Raw genomic sequence first — 20449 nt, forward strand, 5'->3', positions numbered from 1 at the left:
ACCGCCTCAATGCGGCGAGGACCATAGGAGCGCTAAATGACTATCCGCGAACGCTTTTATGACGGCGTGTGTAAGGTGTTTGCCATAGATGGCGGAAAAGTGCCGAAGGATGAAATATGAATTCGCAGTGCATCAACATAATCCGCGGCCAGCGCCAGGCTGCGTATGGCGACGGGCAGTGATTACCGCGCGGTGACTCGATCAGGCGTGCACGCAGCAGCACAGCGGCGCCGGCGCGACTTGTCTACGAGATCGTCCGCGCCGCGGCCACGCGACGACAGGAATCGGTCGCGCTTAAATGCGAGGTAACGTTCACCAGCGCAGCCGGATGCTTCCTGCCGGTGGCGGTCAGCCCCCGCGGTATCGTCCTGGTGCTGCACCAGGCACGACACCACAGGCGCGGCGTCGACCACATTGTCGAATACGACAGGTCGCTTTTGCCGGCCATCCGCCGCCGCCCACTCGGTCAGTCTTGGCGACCATTGGTTTTCTCGTTTCTTCGCGGCCACCCAGCCTGTGGTCGGCGATGTTCGACCACGGCGCGATCGCTGGCGACCGGGGCATGTCGATTGCGGCAGCCGATCCATGTAGACATTTCACCGCTGCGGGCTGCATCGGACATGGCCGTTGCGCGGTGCTTCCTGCGTATCGACCGTACAGCGTTGACACCCTCGCCACGGATATCGATGATCTGACGGGGTGAAGCGCTGACTGGGGAGTCGAGCGTGCTGCCATACCGCCTTCGGGAATTGCGCAATCTCGTCGCTGCCGCAATGGCGCTGTCTTGCGTGGGCTGCGCGATGGTGACGGTCTCCTCCGGCGCCGACCAGGTGGTCGTCAGCGGCATGTTCGGAGCGCGCATCAAGACATTGGGCATGGCGCCGGTGGCGATCAGATCCCAGGGCCTGGGCGTGTCGCAGACCGCGCATGCGTTCAGTGCGGGCTGGTATTCGGAGGTGGGCGTCTATGCGCCTGCCGATATGGACGAATGCCGTGTCGTCCTGCTTTCCACTACCGAGCAGGAGGCGCGGCATCTGGTCGACATCCTGCATGCCGGCGGTACCGATGTTTCGCAGATCTGCATCGACCAACAAGGAGTGTCGCGATGAAAGCATGTCCGAGTCTGTGTGTGGCGCTGTGCGGCCTGCTGGCTGGTTGCGCGCATCTGGAGCAGGCGCCGCTGGTGTATGCGTCCAAGACGTCGTTCGGCGTGGATATCTCCAGCGCGTCGACCGAAAATCCGGGGCTTTCGGTGAACCTGGGCTACAAGCAGGTGGATGCCGCCTATGTTCCGGTCGCGGTCGCCCGTGCTTGCCGCGAACCATATGCCAGCGGCGCCAGCGCTCAGCCCTGCACCGGCCCGCAGTACCAAATGCAGCTGATCACGGGTAGTGCAAGGGTGGGGCAGGCCGGGCCGGAAGGATTGAGCGAGGAAGCCAGGATCGAGGAGGCCGGCAAGGCCTACCTGAGCTATACCAAGGCGCTCGAAGGCGAAGCCCGCGCGAAGGAACTCCTGGACGTCGCCGAACTGCAGCTCGGGCAACTGCGCGATCGCCATGCGACGTTGAGCGACCAGAAGAAGCAATACGAGCAATACGCGGCGGAGGTGAAGTCGCTCGGCGACCTGAGTGCGCAGGCGGGCCAAACCGACCTGGGCATATCCGACGAGAGCGCAAGGAAGAAGGACGCCGCCGAGAAGAACGCAGCCAAGTACAAGCTGGACGAAGAGCAGCTCGCCTTTCTGAACAACTACGAGAAGGCCGAAAAAGCGGCGCGGGACGCGGCCAGTGTCGCGCGCTCGGAATATGTCACTCGGCAGAACCAGGTGCAGTTGGAAGCGCTCAAGCTCAAATCGGCGAATTCGAAGGTCGCGCAAAGCAACCTCGGCGACTCCTACTCCGTTTTCGGCAGTTTCGACGGGTCGAGCGCGACGGAGAGTACGGGCAAGGCGTCGATCGGTTTGGGAAAGATGTTTTCGACCGGCGTCGCTGCGCAGAGGCTGGCAAGTGGCATATCCACGATGGCTTGCTACGATTTGATCAAGAACAAGCTGTCCTCGGCCGTTTCGCCAGCGGACTTGGAGAAGCTCCTGCAGCGGTGCGAGTGAGCGCAGCAGGCGCGGTTGCGCTGCAACGCTTGGCGATACGATTGCGGCGGCCGCCGCGCTACAGCAACCCGTCGCGCTTGACCGCGAGATAGCGTTCCACCAGCGCGCCCGGCAGCTCCTCGCCGGTGACGTCGAGCACCATCACGCCGTGGCTGCGCAGCGCGTCGTGGGCGTCGCCGCGTTGTTGCAGGTAGCGCGCCACCGCGCCGGCCTGCACCGCCTGCTGCAGGTCGTGCACGTCCTGGCGCAGCGCCTGGTCCAGCGCGTGCTCGCGCAGGCTGGCCACGCACACCAGATGCCGGCGCTGCAGCAGCCGCACCGCGGCGAGCAGGTCTTCGATGTCTTCGTCGCGCACGTTGCTGATCAGCATCACCAGCGAACGGCGGCGCTGGCGCAGCGACAGTTCGGTCGCCGCGGCCAGGTAGTCGGTGGCCACCGCCTGCGGCTGCAGGTCGTAGCTGGCGCGCAGCAGCGCATCGACCGTGCCCATGCCGCGCTGCGGCGCGACCCAGCGCGCGTCGCCGCCGCTGGCCATCAGCCCCACCGCATCGCCCTGGCGCAGCGCCAGGTACGACACCACCAGCGCGGCATTGAGCACGTTGTCGAAATGCGCCAGGCCGCTCTCGCTGGCCATCATCCGCCGGCCGGTGTCGATCAGCATCAGCAGCTGCTGGTTCTTCTCGTCCTGGTACTCGCGCGAGATCAGCTTGCGCGCGCGCGAGGTGGCCTTCCAGTCGATCTGGCGCAGGCTGTCGCCGACGCGGTACTCGCGCATCTGGTGGAAGTCGGTGCCTTCGCCGCGGCGCCGCTTCAGGTGCGCGCCGACCAGCCGCGACGCCTGTTCGGCGCTGAACAGGGCGAAGCGGGTCAGCGGCGCGAAGTTCGGATACACGCGCACGGTCTGCGCCGCGCCGGCCACGCGCCGCTGCCACCACAGGCGCCAGGCCGAATGCAGGCGCAGATGGGTGCCGGGAAATTCGAAGCGGCCGCGCGCGGTCGGACGCAGCCGGTAGGTGAGATGGGTCTCGCTGGCCGCATGCAGGGTCACCCGCCGGGGCAGGCCCTGCATCCACCAGCCGCTGGGCACCAGGTCGAACACGTCCAGCGTCTGCCGCTGCGCGCTGTCGAGGCGCAGCCCGGCCTCGCGCTCCACGCCCAGCGGCAAGGCCTCGGGCAATTCGCGGCGCACCTGCGGGGTAGGGCTGCGCCACAGCCGCCACGCATCGACCGCCGCGATCACGCCGATCGCCACGCCCAGCGCCTGCCACGGCCACAGCGCGACGACCTGCAGCGCCGAGGCCAGGCCGCACAGCGCCCATAGGCCGAGCAGGGCTAGCAGTGGCGGGGCGGGTCTCATGGATGAGTGGCCGGGAGTGGGGAATCGGGAATAGGGAATCGCAACAGCGCGGCGCGTGCACGCATGGCCGCACTGGCAGCGGTCCGGATTCGATCAGGGAATGCCGGCGTCGCCGCCGGTGCAGGCTTTGCCGATTCCCCATTCCCGATTCCCCACTCCCGGCTCATTTCCGCGGCGCCTCCACCTTCGCCAGCAGCGCGCCCAGCGCGTCGTCGGCGCTCTGGCCTTCGATCTGCAGTTCCGGGGCCAGCGCGATGCGGTGGCGCAGCGCCGGCTTGGCGATGTCGCGGATGTCGTCGGGGGTGACGAAGTCGCGCCCGGACAGCACCGCCTGCGCGCGTGCGGCGCGGATCAGCGCGATGCTGCCGCGCGGGCCGGCGCCGAGGGCGATGCCCGGCCAGCTGCGGGTGGCGGCGACGATGCGCACCGCGTAGTCGATCACCTGCGGGTCCACCACGATCGCGGCGGTGCCCAACTGCATCGCCACCACGTCTTCGGCGCCGAGCACGCGCGGCACCTGCGTCAGGTCGAAGTCGCCGGCGCTGCGCCCGGTGGTGACCGCTTCCACCATGCGCTTCTCGTCTTCGAGCTGCGGATAGTCGATCAGGATCTTCAGCAGGAAGCGGTCCAGCTGCGCTTCCGGCAGCGGATAGGTGCCTTCCTGCTCGACCGGGTTCTGCGTGGCCAGGGCCAGGAACGGCGGCGCCAGCGGAAACGATTTTCCTTCGATCGTGACCTGGCCTTCCTGCATCACTTCCAGCAGCGCCGACTGGGTCTTGGCCGGGGCGCGGTTGATCTCGTCGGCCAGCAGCAGGTGGGTGAACACCGGGCCGCGGCGGATCTTGAAGCTCTCGGTCTTGGGGTCGTACACGGCATGGCCGCTGACGTCGCTGGGCATCAGGTCGGGGGTGAACTGCACGCGCGCGTAGTTCAGTTCCAACGCCTGCGCCAGCGCGCGCACCAGCAGGGTCTTGCCCAGTCCGGGCACGCCTTCGATCAGCACGTGGCCGCCGGCCAGCAGCGCGATCAGGATCTGCTCGAGCACCTCCGGCTGGCCGATGAAGGCCTGGCCGACCGCGTCGCGGATCGCCTCGACGCGTTCGATCAGGGCGGGGCCGGTGAGGGGGGCGACGGATTCGGCGGGGGCGGTGGTCATAACTGGTTTCTCATCTGGACGAGGAGGCGAATGCGATCGCGGAAGGCGGCGTGTTGCTTGGGCGCTGGCGCCTGCAGCGCCTGTTCGACCTGCGCCGGCGACAGGTTCAGGCGTTCGGCGATGGCCGCGGCCTGGGCGGGACCCTGCAGCGCCGCGGCGAGCGGCGCGCGGCGCCGCAGCCGGGTCAGGAACGCCTGGCGCATCGCCGCGTACAGCAGCGCGGACTTGCCGTAACGGAACAGGTGCTCGCCGCTGGCGCGCACGTGCTCCAGCAGCGAGCGGCGGTCGCCGGCCGGCGAGGCGCGCAGCGGGCCGAAGCGCTGCATGCGCGACCAGAGCCAGGCCAGCAGCATCAGCAGCGCCGGCAGCCAGGCCGGCCAGCCGCGGGTGAACAGCGTGCGCCACAGCGACGGCAGTTCGGCGGAGTAGATCAGGTAGATGGTGCCGTGGCCGTAGTTGGGCGCCAGGATCTGCCGCGCCAGCAGGCGATGCGGCACGTCGCGCAGGCCGCCGCTGGGCGGGGCGGGCGGCGCCTCGAGCGCGTCGTCGCCCAGGCGGCTGCCGCCGTTGCTGCCGTTCTGCAGGAAATCCATTTCCGCCAGCAGGTCCACGTAGCCGTCGCCGTACGGCAGGCGCGCGTAGGCGTAGTCCTCGTCGCTGCCCCACAGGTTGCTCGCCGCGTCGTAGTCGACCTGGAAACGGCGGCCGTTGCAGAACTCGCTGTGTTCGGGCTGCCCGGGAACGGCCAGCTTCAGGCAGTGGTCCGGCTTGCCGTCCTCCAGCGCGACATCGAGCGCATCGAAGATCGGCAGCTTGGCGGTGGCGTCGTCCTCGTCGGCCGCCGGCGTGCGCAGGATCAGGTGGCCGCCGCGCTCGACCCAGGCCAGCAGCGCATCGCTGTCGGGCTTGCTCAGCGCGCGCGGGTCGCCGAACAGCAGCACGCTGTCGTGCGGCTGCAGGCGCATCGCCGCCAGGTCCAGGCGCTGCCGCGATTCGGCGCGCGCGCCGTCGGCGCGCAGGGTCTGGCGCAACGCATACAGCGGGTTGTACGCGGCCTCGCCGCGCGGCGGCAACGCCAGCTCGCGTTCGGCGCGTTCGTAGCGGCCCAGGAACCAGGCCGCCAGCACGCTGGTCACCAGCAGCCCGAGCAGGAAGATCAGCGCATTGCGGGTGCCGCTGTTCATGCGCGCCACCGGTACTGCTGCTGCAGGTCGTCGAGCAAGCCGGCGAAGGCGTCGTCGTCGGGCAGGCGCCCGGCGTAGGCGGCGTATTGCCAGGTGCGCACCATGCGCGCGAACAGGCTGCGGTCGGCTTCGTCGGGCAGGCGCCTGGAGGCGCGCAGGCATTGCGCCTCGGTGGCGCCCGGCGGCAGCACCAGGTTGGCCCGTTCGCACACGGTCGCCACGCTGGCGCGGTACAGCAGCGCCAGCGCGTCGCGCTGCCTGCCCTCGCGCCACAGCCGGCGCGCGAGGGTGGCGACGTCGTCCGGCAGCGGCTCGGCGGTCAGCACCGGCGCATGCGCCACCGGCGTCTCGACCGGGGCACGCCTCCGCACGCTGCCGCGCATCCACGGCAGCCAGTGCTTGGCGGTCAGCAGCAGCACCAGCACCAGCATGCCGGCCAGCAACCACATGCCCCATTCGCCGACGAACGCGAACACGGCCGCCACGCTCGCCAGCAAGCCCTTGCCGAAGCGCGGATCGAGCTTGGCGGGATCGGCTTTCTTCTCGTCGTCGTCGCTGCGGTCGCGCTTCTTCCAGTAGCCGATGCTGCGCTTGCCCGACAGCAGTGGATCTTCATAGGCACGGTCTGCCGCGCGATCGAAGCGCGCGTCGGCGGCGGGAACGGTGTTGAAGATGTCGTCGAGCGCGGCCGGCTCGGCCGCGTCATCGTCGGTGTCGTTGTCCTTCTCCGGATCTTTGATGTCGTACGGATCGCTGGCGGCATCGGCATCGGCTTGCGACGGGGCGGGGGGCAGCGCGTGCGAGTCGGTCGCGACCGGGCCTTCGCTGCCCGGCGCTGCGCTTTGCGCGCGCAGCGCGGCGCCGGGTGCGCCGAGCAGGACCAGCGCCAGCAGCAGCGGCGCGGCGCCGCCCAGCCGATCGCGCAGCCGGCGCAGCGCCATTTCCACGTCCCAGGCTTCGATCTCGGTGCGGCGGTTGAGGTACAGGCCGAAGCCGGCGCCGACGAAGAACGGTTCGATCAGCGTCATTCCCAGCCAGCCGAAGGCATTCAGGCCGATGTCGGCCCAGGCCGGGTTCTCCTCGCCGACCAGCGCCCACGCCGCGCGCACCGTTTCCGGCAGCAGGTCCACCGGCACGAACATCAGAATCGCGGCGATGCAGGCCAGGCACAGCATCAGCTCGAAGTGCCAGCACACGCTGGCCAGCAGCAGCGCGTGTCCGTACACCGCGCCGCCCAGCGTGCGGCGGCGCTGCCGCTGCTGCTCGGCGCTGGCGCCTTCGAGCAGCTCCAGCGGCATGAACACGGTGCGCGCCGGGCTCAGCCGGCGCCAGGTCAGGTAGCCGAACATCGGGCCCCAGCCCCAACGCAGTTGCGCGCGCAAAGTGTCGCGCACGCGCGGCACGTCGCCGAACACGCCGCGCGAGATCACGAACAGCGGGATCCGGTCCAGTACCGGTTTCAGCCACCACAGCAGCAATCCGGCGAGCCAGAGTTGGTCGATCGCCCAGGCACCGAGATTGAGCAGCGCGAACAGCGGCAGGGTAAACAGCAGCCACGGTTTCCAGATCGCGCCGGCATGGCGGCGCACCAGCGCGCTGCCCAGCTCCATCGCCTCCCAGGCCGAGCGCGCGCGCAGCACCACGTCCAGGCGCTCAATCCGCATCGCCGGCCTCCGCCACGCCGCGTCCGCCGCGCCACAGCCACAGCAGCACCAGCGTCCACAGCAGGCCGGACACGCCGTACTTCACCGCCGCCGGCAGCGAGCCGATCGAGGACCAGAACGCCTCGATGAAGGCGGCGACCAACAGCATGAACGCCACGCCCAGGCACAGCTTGGCGCCGATGGTGCCGCCTTCGACCAGCGCGTCGATGCGCCGGCGCCGGCCCGGCGCCAGCAGCTTCAGGCCCAGCTGCAGGCCGGCGCCGCCGGCGATCACGATCGCGGTCAGCTCGAACGGCGCATGCCCGGCGACGAAGCGCCAGAACGTCACCCCGTACCCGATCTGGTGCAGATGCCCGGCCACCGCGCCGATGGTGACGCCGTTGAACAGCAGCACCAGCACCGTGCCGAGCCCGGCCAGCAGGCCGCTGGCGAAGGTGCGCAGGCCGATGCTGATGTTGTGCATGATATAGGTGCCGAACATCTGCCAGTCGTCGCCGCTGTCGCGGCCGAGCTTGTGCACGGCGGTGGCCGGGTCGTACATCGCCTCCATCTGCGCGATCTGCATGGGATCCATCAAGCCATGGATCAGTTCCGGCCGGTACTGCAGCAGCACGAAGATGGTGACCAGCGGCACCACGAACAGCGCGGTGGCCGCGGCCATGCAGCCGGCCTGGCTGCGCACCAGCTGCGGGAAATCGGCGAACAGGAACTCGGCCGCGCGCCGCCAGCGCGGCCGCGGCGGCCGGTACAGCTCGGTGTGGCCCTGCTGCATCAGCTGCTGCAGGCGCGCGGTGACCAGCGGGCTGTAGCCGCGCTTGCGCGCCAGCGCCAGCTGCTGGCAGAGGCGCCGGTAGCGGGCCGGCATGTCTTCGTCGGCCAGGCGCCATGCGTCCGCGGCGCTGTCGGGCGCGCTGGCGTCCGCGTTCGCGGGGCGCTTGCGTCCGCGCGTGTGCAGCCAGGTCTCGAAGGCCTCCCACTCGTGCTGGTGGCGGGCGATGAACTGCTCCTGCCTCATCGCCGCCCCAGCAGCCAGTTGGCCATCGCATACAGCCGCAGCACGCCGGCCTGGCCGGGCGTGTGCGTCAACGGCAGCGCCAGCGTGGCCAGTTCCAGCTGCCGCGCTGGCGCCAGCCGCGGCGCGCGCTCGGCGAAGGCGATCAACGCCGCCTGCTCGGCCGGCAGCAACACCAGCGGCGGCGGCGCGGCGCTGGCGATCGGCGGCAGTCCGGTCTCGTGGCGCGGCGGCTGGTGGATCACCAGGGTGCCGGCGACCATGTCGCCCAGGCGCCGCGCATGCACATCGAACAGGCAGGCGATCAGGCCGACGGCGTAGCCGAACGGCAGCATGTCCACGGTGCGCAGCAGGTTGCGGGTGATCGCCGCCATCCATCCGGCCGGCGCGCCGTCGCGCGAGACCACGCGTAGGCCCAGCGCCTTCTTGCCCAGGGTCTGCCCGAACCAGCCTTCGAGCACGATCGGATAGGCCCAGAACACCAGGAACATCGCCACCAGGTACAGGCCCTGGCCGAAGCCGCCGAGCGCACCGAGCAGCAGGCCCATCAGGGTCAGCACGCCGAAACGCACCGCCAGGTCGATCAGCCAGGCCAGCGCGCGCGGCACCGCGCCGGCGGCCGGCAGATGCAACGGCACGCCTTCGGGCGTGATCACTTCACGGTAGGTATCGAGCATGCCGCTCACTGCCGGGGTGCGGCGTGGCGCGCATGCGTGCCTGCGATGTAGGGAGGCCGTCCTTCCGTCCGGCCGGCTGCCTGTGGCGGCATGCGTGATCTCGACTGCGTCCTGCTCCGAACCGCGACTTTAGCCGGCGCGGCGCCAATTGCCCAGCCGGGCGCCGTGGTCGGCGCCGGAAAGTCCTCACGCGATGACGACGGCGGCGCGGCAAGCGTGCCGCGCAGGCCGCTCAACGCACCGTGCCGCCGTCGCGCTTGCGCCCGGAGAACAGCTTGCCGATCCCGCCGACCAGCGCCATCAGCCCCAGCGCCACCAGCTTCCACGCCTTGGCCAGGATCAGGCCGAGCTTGGCGAACAGGCCGGCCTTGGCCGCCAGGCCGCCGCCGATCAGCGTGGCCAGGCCGTAGCTGGCGATCTTGTCGGTGGACGGGTTGTGGTCGGCGTAGCGCGCGCCGCTGTCGAACTCGGCCATCGGCAGCAGTTGCTGCATGCCTGCACGGACCTGCGGCAGCTCGTCCATGCCGGCGATCGCGTTGAGGCTCAGGTAGCCGTGGCGGCCGAGCACGCGGATGTCGTAGTTGAGGGTGTGGCCTTCGTTGCCCTGGAACGCCAGTTCGCGGGCCCAGTACAGCTTCTTGGTCGCGGCGTCGTAGCGCGGCGGCACCGCCCAGCCCACCAGGTCCACGCTCTCGTAGCCGGCTTCCTTGCGCTGCGTGTTCTCCTCGCGGGTTTCCTTCTGCATGTCCGCGAGCATGTCCTGGTAGTCGATCTTGCTGGCGTCCTCGTCGGACACGTAGCCGTCGTCGGCATAGGTGACCACCACCGCCCAGCTGCCCTTCTCGTCCAGCGCAGGCTGGCGCGGCACGATCAGGCCCAGCACGGTGTCGTCCGGCGGGTTGCCCCAGTACGTTTCCAGCACCTGCCGCGCATCGTCCTTGCCCAGGTAGCGGAAATCGTGGTTCAGGTCGAAATGCACCTTGGCCTGCGGCACCTCGATGTGCCCATCCTGGAAATGCAGCGAGGCGACGAACTGCTCGGCGGTCATGCCGTCCTCGCCGTGCGCTTCCTCGGCCATGGCCGATCCGGCGCTGGCGCCCAGCGCAAGCAGGAAAGCGGCCAGCAGGCCGCGCAGCGGAAGTGTCTTGGTCATCGCGAATCCATTCGGTGGCGTCCCCACGCCAGAGGCGCGCAGTGTCGCGCAAAGCGCCACGCCGCGCCAGTCGTCCGCGCCGATCAGGCGCGCGCTGCGGGCGCGTGGCCGATGCCGGCGTCGAAGGCGGCCAGCAGCTGCGCGCCGGCGGGCCACTCGCCCAGGCCGCTGGCCGCATTGAGATGTCCCAGGCCGTCGAGTTCGACCAGTCCGCTGCCCCAGTCGCGTGCGCGGCGGCGGCTGTAGGGCGGTGTCGCATACGGATCGTCGCTGCTGGCCACGATCAGGCTGCGGAACGGCAGCGGCGCCGTCGGCACCGGGACGAAGCTGGCGGCCTGCGCATGCGGAAACGCCGCGCTGTCCGGATCGGGGACTGCGACCAGCAAGGCGCCGCGCGGCAACCGTTGCGCGCGCGCCGCCCAGTGCGCGACCAGCAGGCAGCCCAGGCTGTGCGCGACCAGCAGCGGCGGCGTGGCGCAATCCTGCACGCAACGGTCGAGCGCGTGCAGCCAGTCGTGCAGCTGCGGTTGCGCGAATGAACTGGGCTGCAGCCGCCGCATGTGCGCGTTGCGCCGTTGCCAATGCGTTTGCCAGTGCTCCGGCCCCGAGTCGCCGATGCCCGGCACGATCACCACCGCTTGCATGCGCTACGCTCCGTTCGAGAGAGCGGTCAGTGTCGCGATGCGTGCGTCGCCGCGCCATGGCGATTCATCGCCATACGCGGCGTTTTGCCGATGAATCCAAGGTGCACGAAGAGAGGACGAGCGGCGTGGCAGCGAAACCCTGGCAGGGCGATGCCCTGGATCACGCGATTCTGGAGGCGTTGCAGTGCGACGGGCGCATCGCGTTGGCGGAACTGGGCCGACGCATCGGCCTGTCGCAGCCGGCGATGTCCGAGCGCGTGCGCCGGCTCGAGGAGCAGGGCGTGATCACCGGTTACGCGGCCCGGGTCGATCCGCGGGTGGTGGGCCTGGCGACCGCGGCCATCGTCCGCCTGCGTACCACGCATGCGCAGATCGGCGCGTGCCTGGAGCAGTTCGCGCAGATGCCGCAGGTGCTGGAAGTGCATCGGGTTACCGGCGAGGACTGCTTCGTGCTGCGGGTGCTGGTGCCCGCGCCGGCGCAGCTGGAGCCGATCATCGATGCGTTGGCGCGGTTCGGCGCGGTGACCACCAGCGTGGTGTTGCGCAGCGAGGCGCCGCGCCCGATCGGCCGCGCCTTGCTGGCGTTGGCGGCAGAGTAGCTACGGCGCCACGCGCGACATCTGCGCTTACTGCGGCGCCTGCGCGGCCGCGTCCAGATAACGGTCTTTCAGGCGCACGTAGTGCTGCGCGGAGTAGTGCAGGCTCTCGACCTCCTTGTCGCTGAGCGTGCGCGCCAGCCGCGCCGGATTGCCCAGCCACAGTTCGCGCTCGCCGACCGTCTTGCCCGGCCCGACCACCGCGCCGGCGCCGACGAAGCCGTATTTCTTCACCGTGGCGCCGTCGAGGATGCACGCGCCCATGCCGATCAGGCACAGGTCCTCGATGGTGCAGGCGTGGATAATGCAGCCGTGGCCCACGGTCACGTCGGTCCCGATCAGGGTCGGATAGCCGGCGGTGTTGAACGGGCTGTGGTGGCTGACGTGGATGATGGTGCCGTCCTGGATGTTGCTGCGCGCGCCGATGCGCACGTGGTTGACGTCGCCGCGGATCACCGTGCCCGGCCAGACCGACACGTCCTCGTCCAGCACCACGTCGCCGATGAGGGTGCAGGCCGGGTCCACGTAGACGCGTGCGCCGAGCTGCGGCGTCTTGTCCAGAAACGGGCGGATCGGGTTCACGGCATTCTCCGGCGGAAGCGGCGGGGGACATGCGCCGGGCTGCGGCGCGGTCGTCGATCATAGCGCCTGACCGCGCCGCGCCTGCCGCGACGCAGGCCCGCTCTGGCCGGAACAAGGCATGGCGGAGCAGCGCCCGGACGCCAGGCGCCAGCGGCCGACCATCGAAGCAAATCCGGATTTTGTTCGATAAACGCACATTACATCGATATTCGCACTTGAATGGTGCAGTGCGATAAAACTAGCGTTGCCTCCTGTTCCAGCGTTCCATCCCTGACGCGGCGAGGACGGCACTTGCGTGCCGAGGTCGGGTGCAGGGGATGACCGCCGGGAGTGCGCGCCGCGTGGCGGCGCCGATCAACGTCCTTGTGCGGAGATGTGTCCCATGCGTCGTAGCTTGTCCGGGTGTGCGCTGCTGGCCGCAGCGGTGGTGCCGCCGTGCGTGTCCGCCTACCAGGCCGAGCCGCTGCCTGCCGCACTGAGCGTGCTCACCGTGGACCGCTATGCCGACGACACCGCGCCGGGCTCGCTGCGCTGGGCGATCGCCACCGCCAACCTGGCGCCGGGCCGCCATCGCATCGAGATCGCCGCGGTGGGCCGGCCGCCGTACGTGATCCGGCCGGCGTCGCCGCTGCCGGAGATCAGAGGGCCGGTGCAGATCGTCGGCACTGCGCGCGACGTGGACGGGCAGTACATCGCCATCGACGGTTCGGCCTATGTGCGCGGCAAGGGCACCGAGGCGTGCCCCGGCGCGGAGAAGGGCCAGTTCGGCGCCAACGTGCGCACCACCACGCTGCCCGGGCTGGTGCTGCGCGATACGCAGGGCGTGGAACTGAGCGGCCTGGAGATCCGCAACTTCTGCATCGGCGTGCTGATCAACCGCGCCAGCGGCAACGAACTCCACGACAACCGCATCGTCGCCAACAAGGGCGGCGCCGGGGTGATGCTGACCGGCGACGACGGCAGCGGCCAGTCCACCGCCACCAGCACCGTGCACAACCGCATCGTGCGCAACGAGTTCCTCGACAACGGCGACGGGCTGGAGCTGACCCGCGGCGCCGCATGGAACCTGGTGGCCGACAACCTGTTCCGTTCTACCGACGCCAATCCGGAGCCGTCGCAGGGCATCGAGATCCTGTGGGGCAACGACAACAGCGTGCTGCGCAACCGCTTCGAGAACTACTCCGACGGGCTGCAGATCAACTGGGGCAACCGCAACACCATCGCCGCCAATACCTTCACCGGCAATTCGATCGGGGTCAGCATCAGCGGCCGCGGCAACGTCGTCGACGGCAACACCCTCAGCGGCAACGGCATCGGCATCGCGGTCCGCCCGCAGCCGCGCAGCGAGGCCAACCGCTTCACCGCCAACCTGCTGTCCGGCAACGGCCTGAAGATCGAGCGCTGCCAGGCCGGCGGCGCCTGCGTGCCGGGGCAGCCGCGCGGCGCGATCGTGTTCGGCGTGCCCGGCCTGGAACACGCCAGCTTCGTCGGCTCGCGCGGGATCGGCGTGGACACCGACGCGTCCAAGCGCGCCAGGATCTGCGCCGCGGGCGAGAGCGCGGACTGCCAGCCGGCGCCCAACCATGGCCAGGCGCCGCCGCGGCTGCTGGCGGTGAGCGGCCAGCGCGAACTGCAGGGCGAGTTCGCCGGCACCCCGCGCAGCCGCTACACGGTGGAGCTGTTCGGCAACCGCGACGCCGGCAGCGACGAGGCCGAACGCTACCTCGGCCGGCTCGACGCGGTGGTGGATGGCGACGGCCATGCACGCTTCCGCTATCGCCTGCCGCCGGACAGCGCCGACCTGGCCAATCTCACCGCCACCGTCACCAGCGCCGACGGCGCGACCTCGCCGCTGAGCGCGCCGCTGGCGTTGCCGCGTTGAGCGCCATGACCCTGCTTCCGCCCAGCAAGAGTGTCCGCATGTCCGCATCGCCGCCTCCATCCCGCCTGCTGCTCGTCGCCGTGCTGCTGGCGCTGCCCGCCGCGGCCGCCGCGCAGTCCGCAGCCAACGCCTACGCCGGCAACACCCTCACCGGCGATTGGGGCGGCACGCGCAGCGCCTGGGCCGCGAACGGGGTCAGCGTCCGCGGCGACTACGTCGGCGAAGCGCTGGGCGTGACCGACGGCGGCTACGGCCGCACCGGCGCGCGCTATGCGCAGCAGGTGCGGCTGGGGCTGGACCTGGACATGGGCAAGCTGGCCGGCTGGGAGGGCGGCACCTTCCGCTTCACCCTCAACGACCGCCGCGGCCGCAGCACGTCGGTGGACCTGATCGGCAACCGCTTCCCGGTGCAGGAGGCCTATGGCGGCCAGTACACGCGCCTGTCCGAATTCAGCTACGACCAGAAGTTCGCCAGCGGCACCTACTTCAAGCTCGGCTACTACGCGATGGGCAACCAGTTCGGCCTGCTCGGCGCCGGCACCAGTTTCGTCAATGCCGCGTTCTGCGCGCATCCGCTGGCGATGTCCGGCAACAGCGGCTGGTACAACTATCCGGTCGCGCGCTGGGGCGGCGAAGTGGCGCAGCAAATGAGCCCGGCGCTGAACCTGCGCGTGGGCGGCTTCCAGGTCAATCCGAACCTGGCCGGCGACAATGTGCACAACGCGTTCCGCCCGTTCGTCGGCGGCACCACCGGCACGCTGTTTCCGGTCGAGCTGACCTGGACCCCGGGCAAGGGCACGCGCCATGCCGGCGTGTACAAGCTCGGCGGCTATTACGATTCCTCGCGCGTGGCGCGCAAGGGCCTGGACAGCAGCGACACCACCGGCCGCCATGGCGCCTACCTGCTGGCCGAGCAGAAGCTGTACAGCGAGGCGGCCGATCCGGCGCGCGGCTTCAGCGTGTTCGGCGAATACATGCAGTCCGACCGCGCCACCGCGCAGATCCGCCGCTGGTACGCGCTGGGCGGCATCTACCAGGGCATCGGCGCGCGCAGCCAGGACCGCATCGCGCTGGGCTATGTCGGCGGCGACATCAACCGCACGCTGGTGGATGCGCGCCGCGCGTCGCTGGTGGACGCCGGGGTGCCGGCGGATTCGCCGCTGTACGCGTTGAGCGGGGCGGAGGAACTGTACGAGCTGTCCTACAGCGCCCAGATCACGCCGTGGCTGATGCTGCGCCCGGATGTGCAGTACGTGGTCAATCCCGGCACCTTCTCCTACCGCCAGACCGACAACGCCTGGGTGGTCGGCCTGCAGGCCAAGGTCACGTTCTGATGCGTGCCGGCGCTTTCCGGCGCGCCGCGCTGCGCGCTCCGTCGTTTCCACGAGGTGTTCCGATGACCATATCCCTGTCGCGCGTTTTCGTTGCCGCCCTGGCCGGAGTGCTGCTGCTGGCCGCGCTGCCGGTGTCGGCGCAGTCCGCTGCGGCGGCAACGCCGTTGCCGGCGACCAAGGTGCTGGACGTGCGCGGTGTGCGCATCGGCGAGGGCGCGCCCAAGACCATCGTGCCGATCACCGCCACCACGGCCGAGGAGGCGCTGGCGCAGGCCGCGCGCATCGCCGCCAACGCCGATACCGATATCGCCGAGTGGCGCATCGATTACCTGGACAACGCGCTCGACGGCAAGGCGCTGGCGCGGCTGGGACCGCAGGTGGCCAAGGCGCTGCACGGCAAGCCGCTGCTGCTGACCTTCCGCACCAAGGCCGAGGGCGGCGCCAGGCCGATCGCCGATGCCGACTACGGCACGCTCTATGCGACGCTGCTGCAGGCGCGCTTCGCCGACCTGCTGGACGTGGAGATGTTCCGCGACGCGGCGGTGGTGCAGGCGCTGGTCGCGCAGGCGCACGCGGCCGGCGTGTCCGTGGTCATGTCCAGCCACGACTTCCAGCGCACCCCCGACACCGCCGAGATCGTCGCGCGCCTGCAGCGCCAGCAGGCGCTGGGCGCGGACGTGCTGAAGATCGCGGTGATGCCGCGCGACGCCGGCGACGTGCTCAAGCTGCTCGACGCGACCTGGCAGCTGCGCCGCAGCAGCGACCGTCCGCTGCTGACCATGGCGATGGGCGGCACCGGCGTGGTCTCGCGCCTGTCCGGCGAGACCTTCGGCCAGGCGCTGACCTTCGGCATGCTCGGCAAGGCGTCCGCGCCGGGGCAGGTCGAGGTCGGCCGCCTGCGCGAGGTGCTCGACACGATCCACCAGGCCGCCAGCGCCGCGCGCTGAGCCGGCGCCGCCACCCAGGAATCCCGCCATGAGCCATGCCGCCGCCGCGCCTTCCTCCGTCGTGCTCGAACGCATGAGCGGCTTCCAGTGGGTCGCCATCGCGATCTGCGTCCTGCTCAACATGCTCGACGGTTTCGACGTGATGGTGATGGCATTCACCGCGCCGCACATCTCCGGCGACTGGCAGCTGTCGGGCAAGGCGCTGGGGCTGCTGCTCAGCGCCGGCCTGGTCGGGATGGCGGTGGGGTCGCTGTTCCTAGCGCCGCTGGCCGACCGCATCGGCCGGCGCGCGGTGATCCTGTGGTGTCTGGGCATCCTGACCGCCGGCATGGGCCTGTCGGTGCTGGCGCAGGGGCCGTGGCAACTCGGGCTGCTGCGCGTGTTCACCGGCGTCGGCATCGGCGGCATGCTGGCCAGCGTCGGCGTGATCACCGCCGAGTACGCCGACGCCAAGTGGCGCAGCACCGCGGTGGCGCTGCAGGCGACCGGCTATCCGATCGGCGCCACCCTGGGCGGGCTGATCGCCGCATTCGTGCTCGAGCGCTGGAGCTGGCATGCGGTGTTCCTGCTCGGCGCGGCCGCCTCGCTGCTGTGCGTGCCGCTGGTGCTGCGCTGGCTGCCGGAATCGCTGGACTTCCTGGTGACGCGGCGCCCGCCCGGCGCGCTGGCCCGGCTCAATGCGCTGCTGGCGCGGATGCGGATGGCGCCGCTGGCCGCACTGCCGCCGGTGGCGGTGCGCGCCAGCGGCGACAAGCAGGGCTATGCGGCGCTGTTCGTCGGCCCGCTGCGGCGGCCGGCGCTGCTGATCGCGCTGGCGTTCTTCCTGCACATGTTCGCGTTCTATTTCGTGCTGAGCTGGACGCCGAAATTGCTGGTGGCCGCTGGCGTTTCGGCGCAGCAGGGCATCACCGGCGGGGTGCTGCTGAACCTGGGCGGCATCGTCGGCGGCAGCCTGTTCGGCTGGTTGGCGTCGCGCCTGCCGCTGTCGCGCCTGACCAGCGTCAGCCTGTTGCTGGCCGGATTGGGCATGGTGCTGTTCGCCGGCTTCAACACCCGGCTCGGTATCGCCTTCCCGGTGGCGTTCGTGATCGGCGCGGCGCTGTTCGCGGCGATGGCCGGTCTGTACGCCACCGCGCCGGCGGTGTTCGCGCCGCAGGTGCGCAGCACCGGGCTGGGTTGGGCGATCGGCATCGGCCGGCTCGGCGCGATCCTGTCGCCGCTGACGGTGGGCCTGCTGGTCGATCGCGGTTGGTCGCCGTCGACGCTGTACGTGGTCTGCGCGGCGCCGCTGCTGCTGGCGGCCACGGTCTGCGCGCTGCTGCAACGCAGCGCGCGCTGAGCCGGGCGCCGGCGCGCAGCGAGAAGGCACGAGGACGCGGCCGCCGAATGCTGCAATGCAGCTTGCGATAATACTTATGATCAATAACTATTATTGAAAGTAACAGAAGCGTGCGGTCCCCGATCCGGGTGCCGGCGCGGGACGGATCGGAACAGGGCGCTCGGCGCCGTTGCGAAGCCGCGATATCCATGGCGTGTGGTCGGATCCGGGAGGATGCGTCGTATGCAGCAGCGAGGCAGTGCGTCGTTCTCGCCGACCGTGCCGGCGCCCGCAGCGCGGGCCGCGCACGGTGCCGCTGCGCCATGCGGCGGTGCGCCGGCGCCGGCCGAGCCCGGCGAACGCCTGCGCTATGCTGTGCGCACCGCTTCCCCTGCACGGCGCACCGCCCTTGAGCAACACGCAACTTCCCGACAGCAGCGCACCGGCCGAATCGATCGACCAGGCCCGGCTGACCCGGCTGCTCGGCTTCCGGCTGACCCGGACCGAATTGCAGATCCGGCGGATGTTCCTGGAGTGCGTGCGCGACTACGACCTGAAGCCGGTCGACTTCTCGGTGCTGGTGCTGGTGGATGCGAACAGCGGCGCCAACCAGCGCCAGCTCGCCGAAGTGCTGGATGTCTCCCCGCCCAACCTGGCGATCGTGATCGCGCGGCTGATCAAGCGCCGGCTGCTGCGCCAGGTGCGCGGACGCCAGGACCGGCGCATGCAGCATCTGCATCTGACCGCGACCGGCAAGGCATTGCTGGACGAGGCCGAGGCGGCGGTGCAGCGGATGGAAGCGCAACTGCTGGACGCGCTGGGCGCGTCCGCAGGGCGCTCGCTGCTGCGCGCGCTCGACCTGCTCGGCAGGATCGCACCGACGACCTGATCCTCGCGGCGCCTGCGCGCCGCTCCGCCGCAGCCCGCTCCACGCCGCCGGATTCCCCGGCCGGCGCGTGCAGCGCGTGCGGCGTTCGTCTCCCCCCGCGCTCGGCCGTTCCATCCTGTCCAGGAGAACCCTCGCCGTGAGTCGCATGCCCGTCGCTGTCCCCGCAATGCCGCGTCCGCGGCACCTCGCCTTCGCCCTCCTGCTCTCGCTCGCCGCTACCCCGGCCTGGGCGCAGAGCGTGCCGCAGACCGTGCAGCTGACCAACGGGCTGAACACCGGCGGCACCAGTTTCCTGGATGGCTTCACCCGTACCGAACCAGGCTGGGCGATCGTGCAGTACGCACGCTATACGCACCTGGATGCGATCGAGGACGCGCACGGCGACGACGTGCCGGCGTTCCGCGGCACCGACATCGGCTCCACGCTGCTGCTGACCCAGTTCGCCTACGCGACGCGGTACAAGCTGTTCGGCGGCGTGTTCGGCCTCAACGCGCTGGTGCCGCTGGTCAATCTCGACGCCGCGTTCGCGGCCGACAGCCCGGCACGGCTGCGCGACAACGGCTTCGGCCTCGGCGACATCACCTTCGGTCCGTATCTGCAGATGCTGCCGACGATCCGCGACGGGCGGCCGGTGTTCGTCCAGCGTTTCGAGTTCGACGCGATCGCGCCGGTCGGCAAGTTCGATCGCGACCGCGATCTCAACCAGAGCTCGGGCTATTGGTCGCTGATCCCGAGCTGGGCGTTCACCGTGTTGCCCACGCCGCAGTGGGAACTCAGCGCGCGCCTGAACTACGTCTACAACTTCCGCGCCGACAAGGCCGCCAACCCACCGCAGCTGGACGGTTTCACGTTCCGCAACGGCCAGGCCGGCGATGCGTTCTGGGTCAACTTCGCCAGTTCCTACGCGCTGACGCCCGCGTTCCGGTTGGGCGTGAACGGCTACTACCTCAAGCAGCTGCGCGACAACCGCACCAATGGCGAGCGCGTGGCCGACACCAAGCAGAGCCAGTTCTATCTCGGCCCCGGCGCGTCGTGGCGGATCGATGCGCACAACATGCTCAACGCCAATCTGTACCTGCCGGTGGAGGTGAAGAACGCCGCCTCCGGCAACAACGTCAACTTCCAGTACGTCCACGTGTTCTGAACCGGATTTCGCTCTCATGAACCTGCACAACAAGACCCTCGTAGTGACCGGCGTGGCCTCGGGCATCGGCGGCGAAGTGGCGCGGCTGGCACGCTTCCACGGCGCACGCGTGATCGGCGTGGACCGCAATCCGGTCAACATGACGCTGGACGGTTTCCACCAGGCCGACCTCGGCGATCCGGCCGCGATCGATGCGCTGGTCGCGCACTTGCCCGAACGCATCGACGCGCTGGCCAACATCGCCGGCGTGCCCGGCACCGCGCCGGTGGAACTGGTGGCGAAGGTGAACTACCTGGGCCTGCGCCATCTCAGCCAGGCGCTGCTGCCGCGCATCGCCGCCGGCGGCAGCATCGTCAACGTCGCCTCGATCCTCGGCGCGGAATGGCCGCAACGGCTGGACCTGCATCGCGCATTGGCGCAGACCCCCGACTACGCCGCCGGCGAACGCTGGCTGCAGGCGCATCCGGTGGCGCAGGCCACCTGCTACCAGTACTTCAAGGAAGCGCTGATCGTGTGGAGCGCGCTGCGTTCGCAGGACTGGTTCGCCGGCCACGACGTGCGCGTCAACAGCGTCGCGCCTGGCCCGGTGTTCACGCCGATCCTGGGCGATTTCGTGGCGATGCTCGGGCCGGAGCGGGTCCAGGCCGATGCGGGCAAGATGAAGCGCCCGGCCTATGCCGACGAGGTCGCCGAGGCGATCGTGTTCCTCGCCTCCGATGCCGCGCGCTGGATCAACGGCGTCAACCTGCCGGTGGATGGCGGCCTGGCCGCCACCGCGATCTGAACCTTCGTTCTCCCGTCCC

At 70.0% G+C, this 20449-nt stretch carries 19 protein-coding genes; 10 read left to right on the forward strand and 9 right to left on the reverse strand.

The features are described 5' to 3' along the window. The first annotated feature begins 725 nt into the window (after window positions 1–725). Complete coding sequence (locus AB8810_RS02330) at window positions 726–1109, forward strand: hypothetical protein (protein ID WP_369915458.1); 384 nt, start codon at window positions 726–728, stop codon at window positions 1107–1109. Beyond that, entirely contained in the window at window positions 1106–2107 is a 1002-nt protein-coding gene (locus AB8810_RS02335) for a hypothetical protein (protein ID WP_369915459.1), read from the forward strand. The genes AB8810_RS02330 and AB8810_RS02335 overlap by 4 nt, the downstream gene beginning before the upstream one ends. Window positions 2108–2165: 58 nt before the next feature. Here the strand turns inward: AB8810_RS02335 and AB8810_RS02340 are convergent, their stop codons facing one another. The 8 genes from AB8810_RS02340 to AB8810_RS02375 form a co-directional block, all read right to left on the reverse strand. After that, on the reverse strand, window positions 2166–3464 hold the full coding sequence (locus AB8810_RS02340) for a DUF58 domain-containing protein (protein ID WP_369915460.1): 1299 nt from the start codon (window positions 3462–3464) through the stop codon (window positions 2166–2168). Between the two features lie 163 nt (window positions 3465–3627). Next, window positions 3628–4620: an AAA family ATPase gene (locus AB8810_RS02345; RefSeq protein WP_369915461.1), complete on the reverse strand. Its 993-nt coding sequence runs from the start codon at window positions 4618–4620 to the stop codon at window positions 3628–3630. Continuing rightward, a complete protein-coding gene (locus tag AB8810_RS02350; RefSeq protein WP_369915462.1) occupies window positions 4617–5804 on the reverse strand; it encodes a DUF4350 domain-containing protein in 1188 nt (395 codons plus the stop codon). Before AB8810_RS02350 ends, AB8810_RS02345 begins: the two co-directional genes overlap by 4 nt. Next, window positions 5801–7468 (reverse strand): DUF4129 domain-containing protein, encoded by a 1668-nt coding sequence (locus tag AB8810_RS02355; protein ID WP_369915463.1) that lies wholly within the window; start codon window positions 7466–7468, stop codon window positions 5801–5803. The genes AB8810_RS02350 and AB8810_RS02355 overlap by 4 nt, the downstream gene beginning before the upstream one ends. Beyond that, window positions 7458–8483 carry a stage II sporulation protein M gene (locus AB8810_RS02360; protein ID WP_369915464.1) on the reverse strand — a complete coding sequence of 342 codons (1026 nt, stop codon included), beginning with the start codon at window positions 8481–8483 and terminating at the stop codon, window positions 7458–7460. The genes AB8810_RS02355 and AB8810_RS02360 overlap by 11 nt, the downstream gene beginning before the upstream one ends. Beyond that, window positions 8480–9157: an RDD family protein gene (locus AB8810_RS02365; RefSeq protein ID WP_191825852.1), complete on the reverse strand. Its 678-nt coding sequence runs from the start codon at window positions 9155–9157 to the stop codon at window positions 8480–8482. The genes AB8810_RS02360 and AB8810_RS02365 overlap by 4 nt, the downstream gene beginning before the upstream one ends. Before the next feature lie 232 nt (window positions 9158–9389). Then, window positions 9390–10310: a DUF2167 domain-containing protein gene (locus tag AB8810_RS02370; RefSeq protein ID WP_369915465.1), complete on the reverse strand. Its 921-nt coding sequence runs from the start codon at window positions 10308–10310 to the stop codon at window positions 9390–9392. Between the two features lie 83 nt (window positions 10311–10393). Next, window positions 10394–10954 (reverse strand): RBBP9/YdeN family alpha/beta hydrolase, encoded by a 561-nt coding sequence (locus AB8810_RS02375; protein ID WP_369915466.1) that lies wholly within the window; start codon window positions 10952–10954, stop codon window positions 10394–10396. Window positions 10955–11079: 125 nt separating this feature from the next. Between AB8810_RS02375 and AB8810_RS02380 the strand changes: the two genes are divergently transcribed. Then, on the forward strand, window positions 11080–11553 hold the full coding sequence (locus AB8810_RS02380) for an Lrp/AsnC family transcriptional regulator (protein WP_179570962.1): 474 nt from the start codon (window positions 11080–11082) through the stop codon (window positions 11551–11553). A 27-nt stretch (window positions 11554–11580) separates the two neighbouring features. Here AB8810_RS02380 and AB8810_RS02385 read toward each other — a convergent pair whose 3' ends face one another. Beyond that, window positions 11581–12132, reverse strand: coding sequence for a gamma carbonic anhydrase family protein (locus AB8810_RS02385; RefSeq protein ID WP_191825849.1), 552 nt, complete (start codon window positions 12130–12132; stop codon window positions 11581–11583). A 382-nt stretch (window positions 12133–12514) separates the two neighbouring features. Between AB8810_RS02385 and AB8810_RS02390 the strand changes: the two genes are divergently transcribed. The 7 genes from AB8810_RS02390 (at window position 12515) to AB8810_RS02420 (ending at window position 20430) form a co-directional block, all read left to right on the forward strand. Then, window positions 12515–14014, forward strand: a complete 1500-nt coding sequence (locus AB8810_RS02390) for a nitrous oxide reductase family maturation protein NosD (RefSeq protein ID WP_369915467.1) — start codon at window positions 12515–12517, stop codon at window positions 14012–14014. A gap of 38 nt (window positions 14015–14052) precedes the next feature. Further along, entirely contained in the window at window positions 14053–15348 is a 1296-nt protein-coding gene (locus AB8810_RS02395) for a carbohydrate porin (RefSeq protein ID WP_369915468.1), read from the forward strand. 62 nt (window positions 15349–15410) lie between these two features. Further along, the gene (gene aroD, locus AB8810_RS02400; RefSeq protein WP_369915469.1) at window positions 15411–16295 is read left to right on the forward strand and encodes a type I 3-dehydroquinate dehydratase; all 885 of its coding nucleotides are present in this window, start codon (window positions 15411–15413) and stop codon (window positions 16293–16295) included. Window positions 16296–16323: 28 nt separating this feature from the next. Next, a complete protein-coding gene (locus tag AB8810_RS02405) occupies window positions 16324–17634 on the forward strand; it encodes an MFS transporter (RefSeq protein ID WP_369915470.1) in 1311 nt (436 codons plus the stop codon). A gap of 349 nt (window positions 17635–17983) precedes the next feature. Continuing rightward, window positions 17984–18502 (forward strand): MarR family transcriptional regulator, encoded by a 519-nt coding sequence (locus AB8810_RS02410; RefSeq protein ID WP_179570957.1) that lies wholly within the window; start codon window positions 17984–17986, stop codon window positions 18500–18502. Window positions 18503–18647: 145 nt separating this feature from the next. After that, on the forward strand, window positions 18648–19646 hold the full coding sequence (locus tag AB8810_RS02415) for a transporter (RefSeq protein WP_191825978.1): 999 nt from the start codon (window positions 18648–18650) through the stop codon (window positions 19644–19646). 16 nt (window positions 19647–19662) lie between these two features. Continuing rightward, window positions 19663–20430 (forward strand): coniferyl-alcohol dehydrogenase, encoded by a 768-nt coding sequence (locus AB8810_RS02420; RefSeq protein ID WP_191825845.1) that lies wholly within the window; start codon window positions 19663–19665, stop codon window positions 20428–20430. The last annotated feature ends 19 nt before the right edge of the window (window positions 20431–20449 follow it).

The sequence above is a fragment of the Xanthomonas sp. NCPPB 3005 genome, assembly GCF_041228095.2.
Lineage (GTDB): Bacteria > Pseudomonadota > Gammaproteobacteria > Xanthomonadales > Xanthomonadaceae > Xanthomonas_A > Xanthomonas_A bonasiae.

Excerpts from the sequence above, each read along its gene's own strand:
- AB8810_RS02345 (WP_369915461.1), bottom strand. The coding sequence starts at position 4,620 with ATGACCACCGCCCCCGCCGAATCCGTCGCCCCCCTCACCGGCCCCGCC.
- AB8810_RS02355 (WP_369915463.1), bottom strand. The coding sequence starts at position 7,468 with ATGCGGATTGAGCGCCTGGACGTGGTGCTGCGCGCGCGCTCGGCCTGG.
- AB8810_RS02420 (WP_191825845.1), top strand. The coding sequence starts at position 19,663 with ATGAACCTGCACAACAAGACCCTCGTAGTGACCGGCGTGGCCTCGGGC.
- AB8810_RS02410 (WP_179570957.1), top strand. The coding sequence starts at position 17,984 with ATGCTGTGCGCACCGCTTCCCCTGCACGGCGCACCGCCCTTGAGCAAC.
- AB8810_RS02365 (WP_191825852.1), bottom strand. The coding sequence starts at position 9,157 with ATGCTCGATACCTACCGTGAAGTGATCACGCCCGAAGGCGTGCCGTTG.
- AB8810_RS02335 (WP_369915459.1), top strand. The coding sequence starts at position 1,106 with ATGAAAGCATGTCCGAGTCTGTGTGTGGCGCTGTGCGGCCTGCTGGCT.
- AB8810_RS02350 (WP_369915462.1), bottom strand. The coding sequence starts at position 5,804 with ATGAACAGCGGCACCCGCAATGCGCTGATCTTCCTGCTCGGGCTGCTG.
- AB8810_RS02340 (WP_369915460.1), bottom strand. The coding sequence starts at position 3,464 with ATGAGACCCGCCCCGCCACTGCTAGCCCTGCTCGGCCTATGGGCGCTG.
- AB8810_RS02375 (WP_369915466.1), bottom strand. The coding sequence starts at position 10,954 with ATGCAAGCGGTGGTGATCGTGCCGGGCATCGGCGACTCGGGGCCGGAG.
- aroD (WP_369915469.1), top strand. The coding sequence starts at position 15,411 with ATGACCATATCCCTGTCGCGCGTTTTCGTTGCCGCCCTGGCCGGAGTG.
- AB8810_RS02395 (WP_369915468.1), top strand. The coding sequence starts at position 14,053 with ATGTCCGCATCGCCGCCTCCATCCCGCCTGCTGCTCGTCGCCGTGCTG.
- AB8810_RS02415 (WP_191825978.1), top strand. The coding sequence starts at position 18,648 with ATGCCCGTCGCTGTCCCCGCAATGCCGCGTCCGCGGCACCTCGCCTTC.
- AB8810_RS02390 (WP_369915467.1), top strand. The coding sequence starts at position 12,515 with ATGCGTCGTAGCTTGTCCGGGTGTGCGCTGCTGGCCGCAGCGGTGGTG.
- AB8810_RS02405 (WP_369915470.1), top strand. The coding sequence starts at position 16,324 with ATGAGCCATGCCGCCGCCGCGCCTTCCTCCGTCGTGCTCGAACGCATG.
- AB8810_RS02360 (WP_369915464.1), bottom strand. The coding sequence starts at position 8,483 with ATGAGGCAGGAGCAGTTCATCGCCCGCCACCAGCACGAGTGGGAGGCC.
- AB8810_RS02370 (WP_369915465.1), bottom strand. The coding sequence starts at position 10,310 with ATGACCAAGACACTTCCGCTGCGCGGCCTGCTGGCCGCTTTCCTGCTT.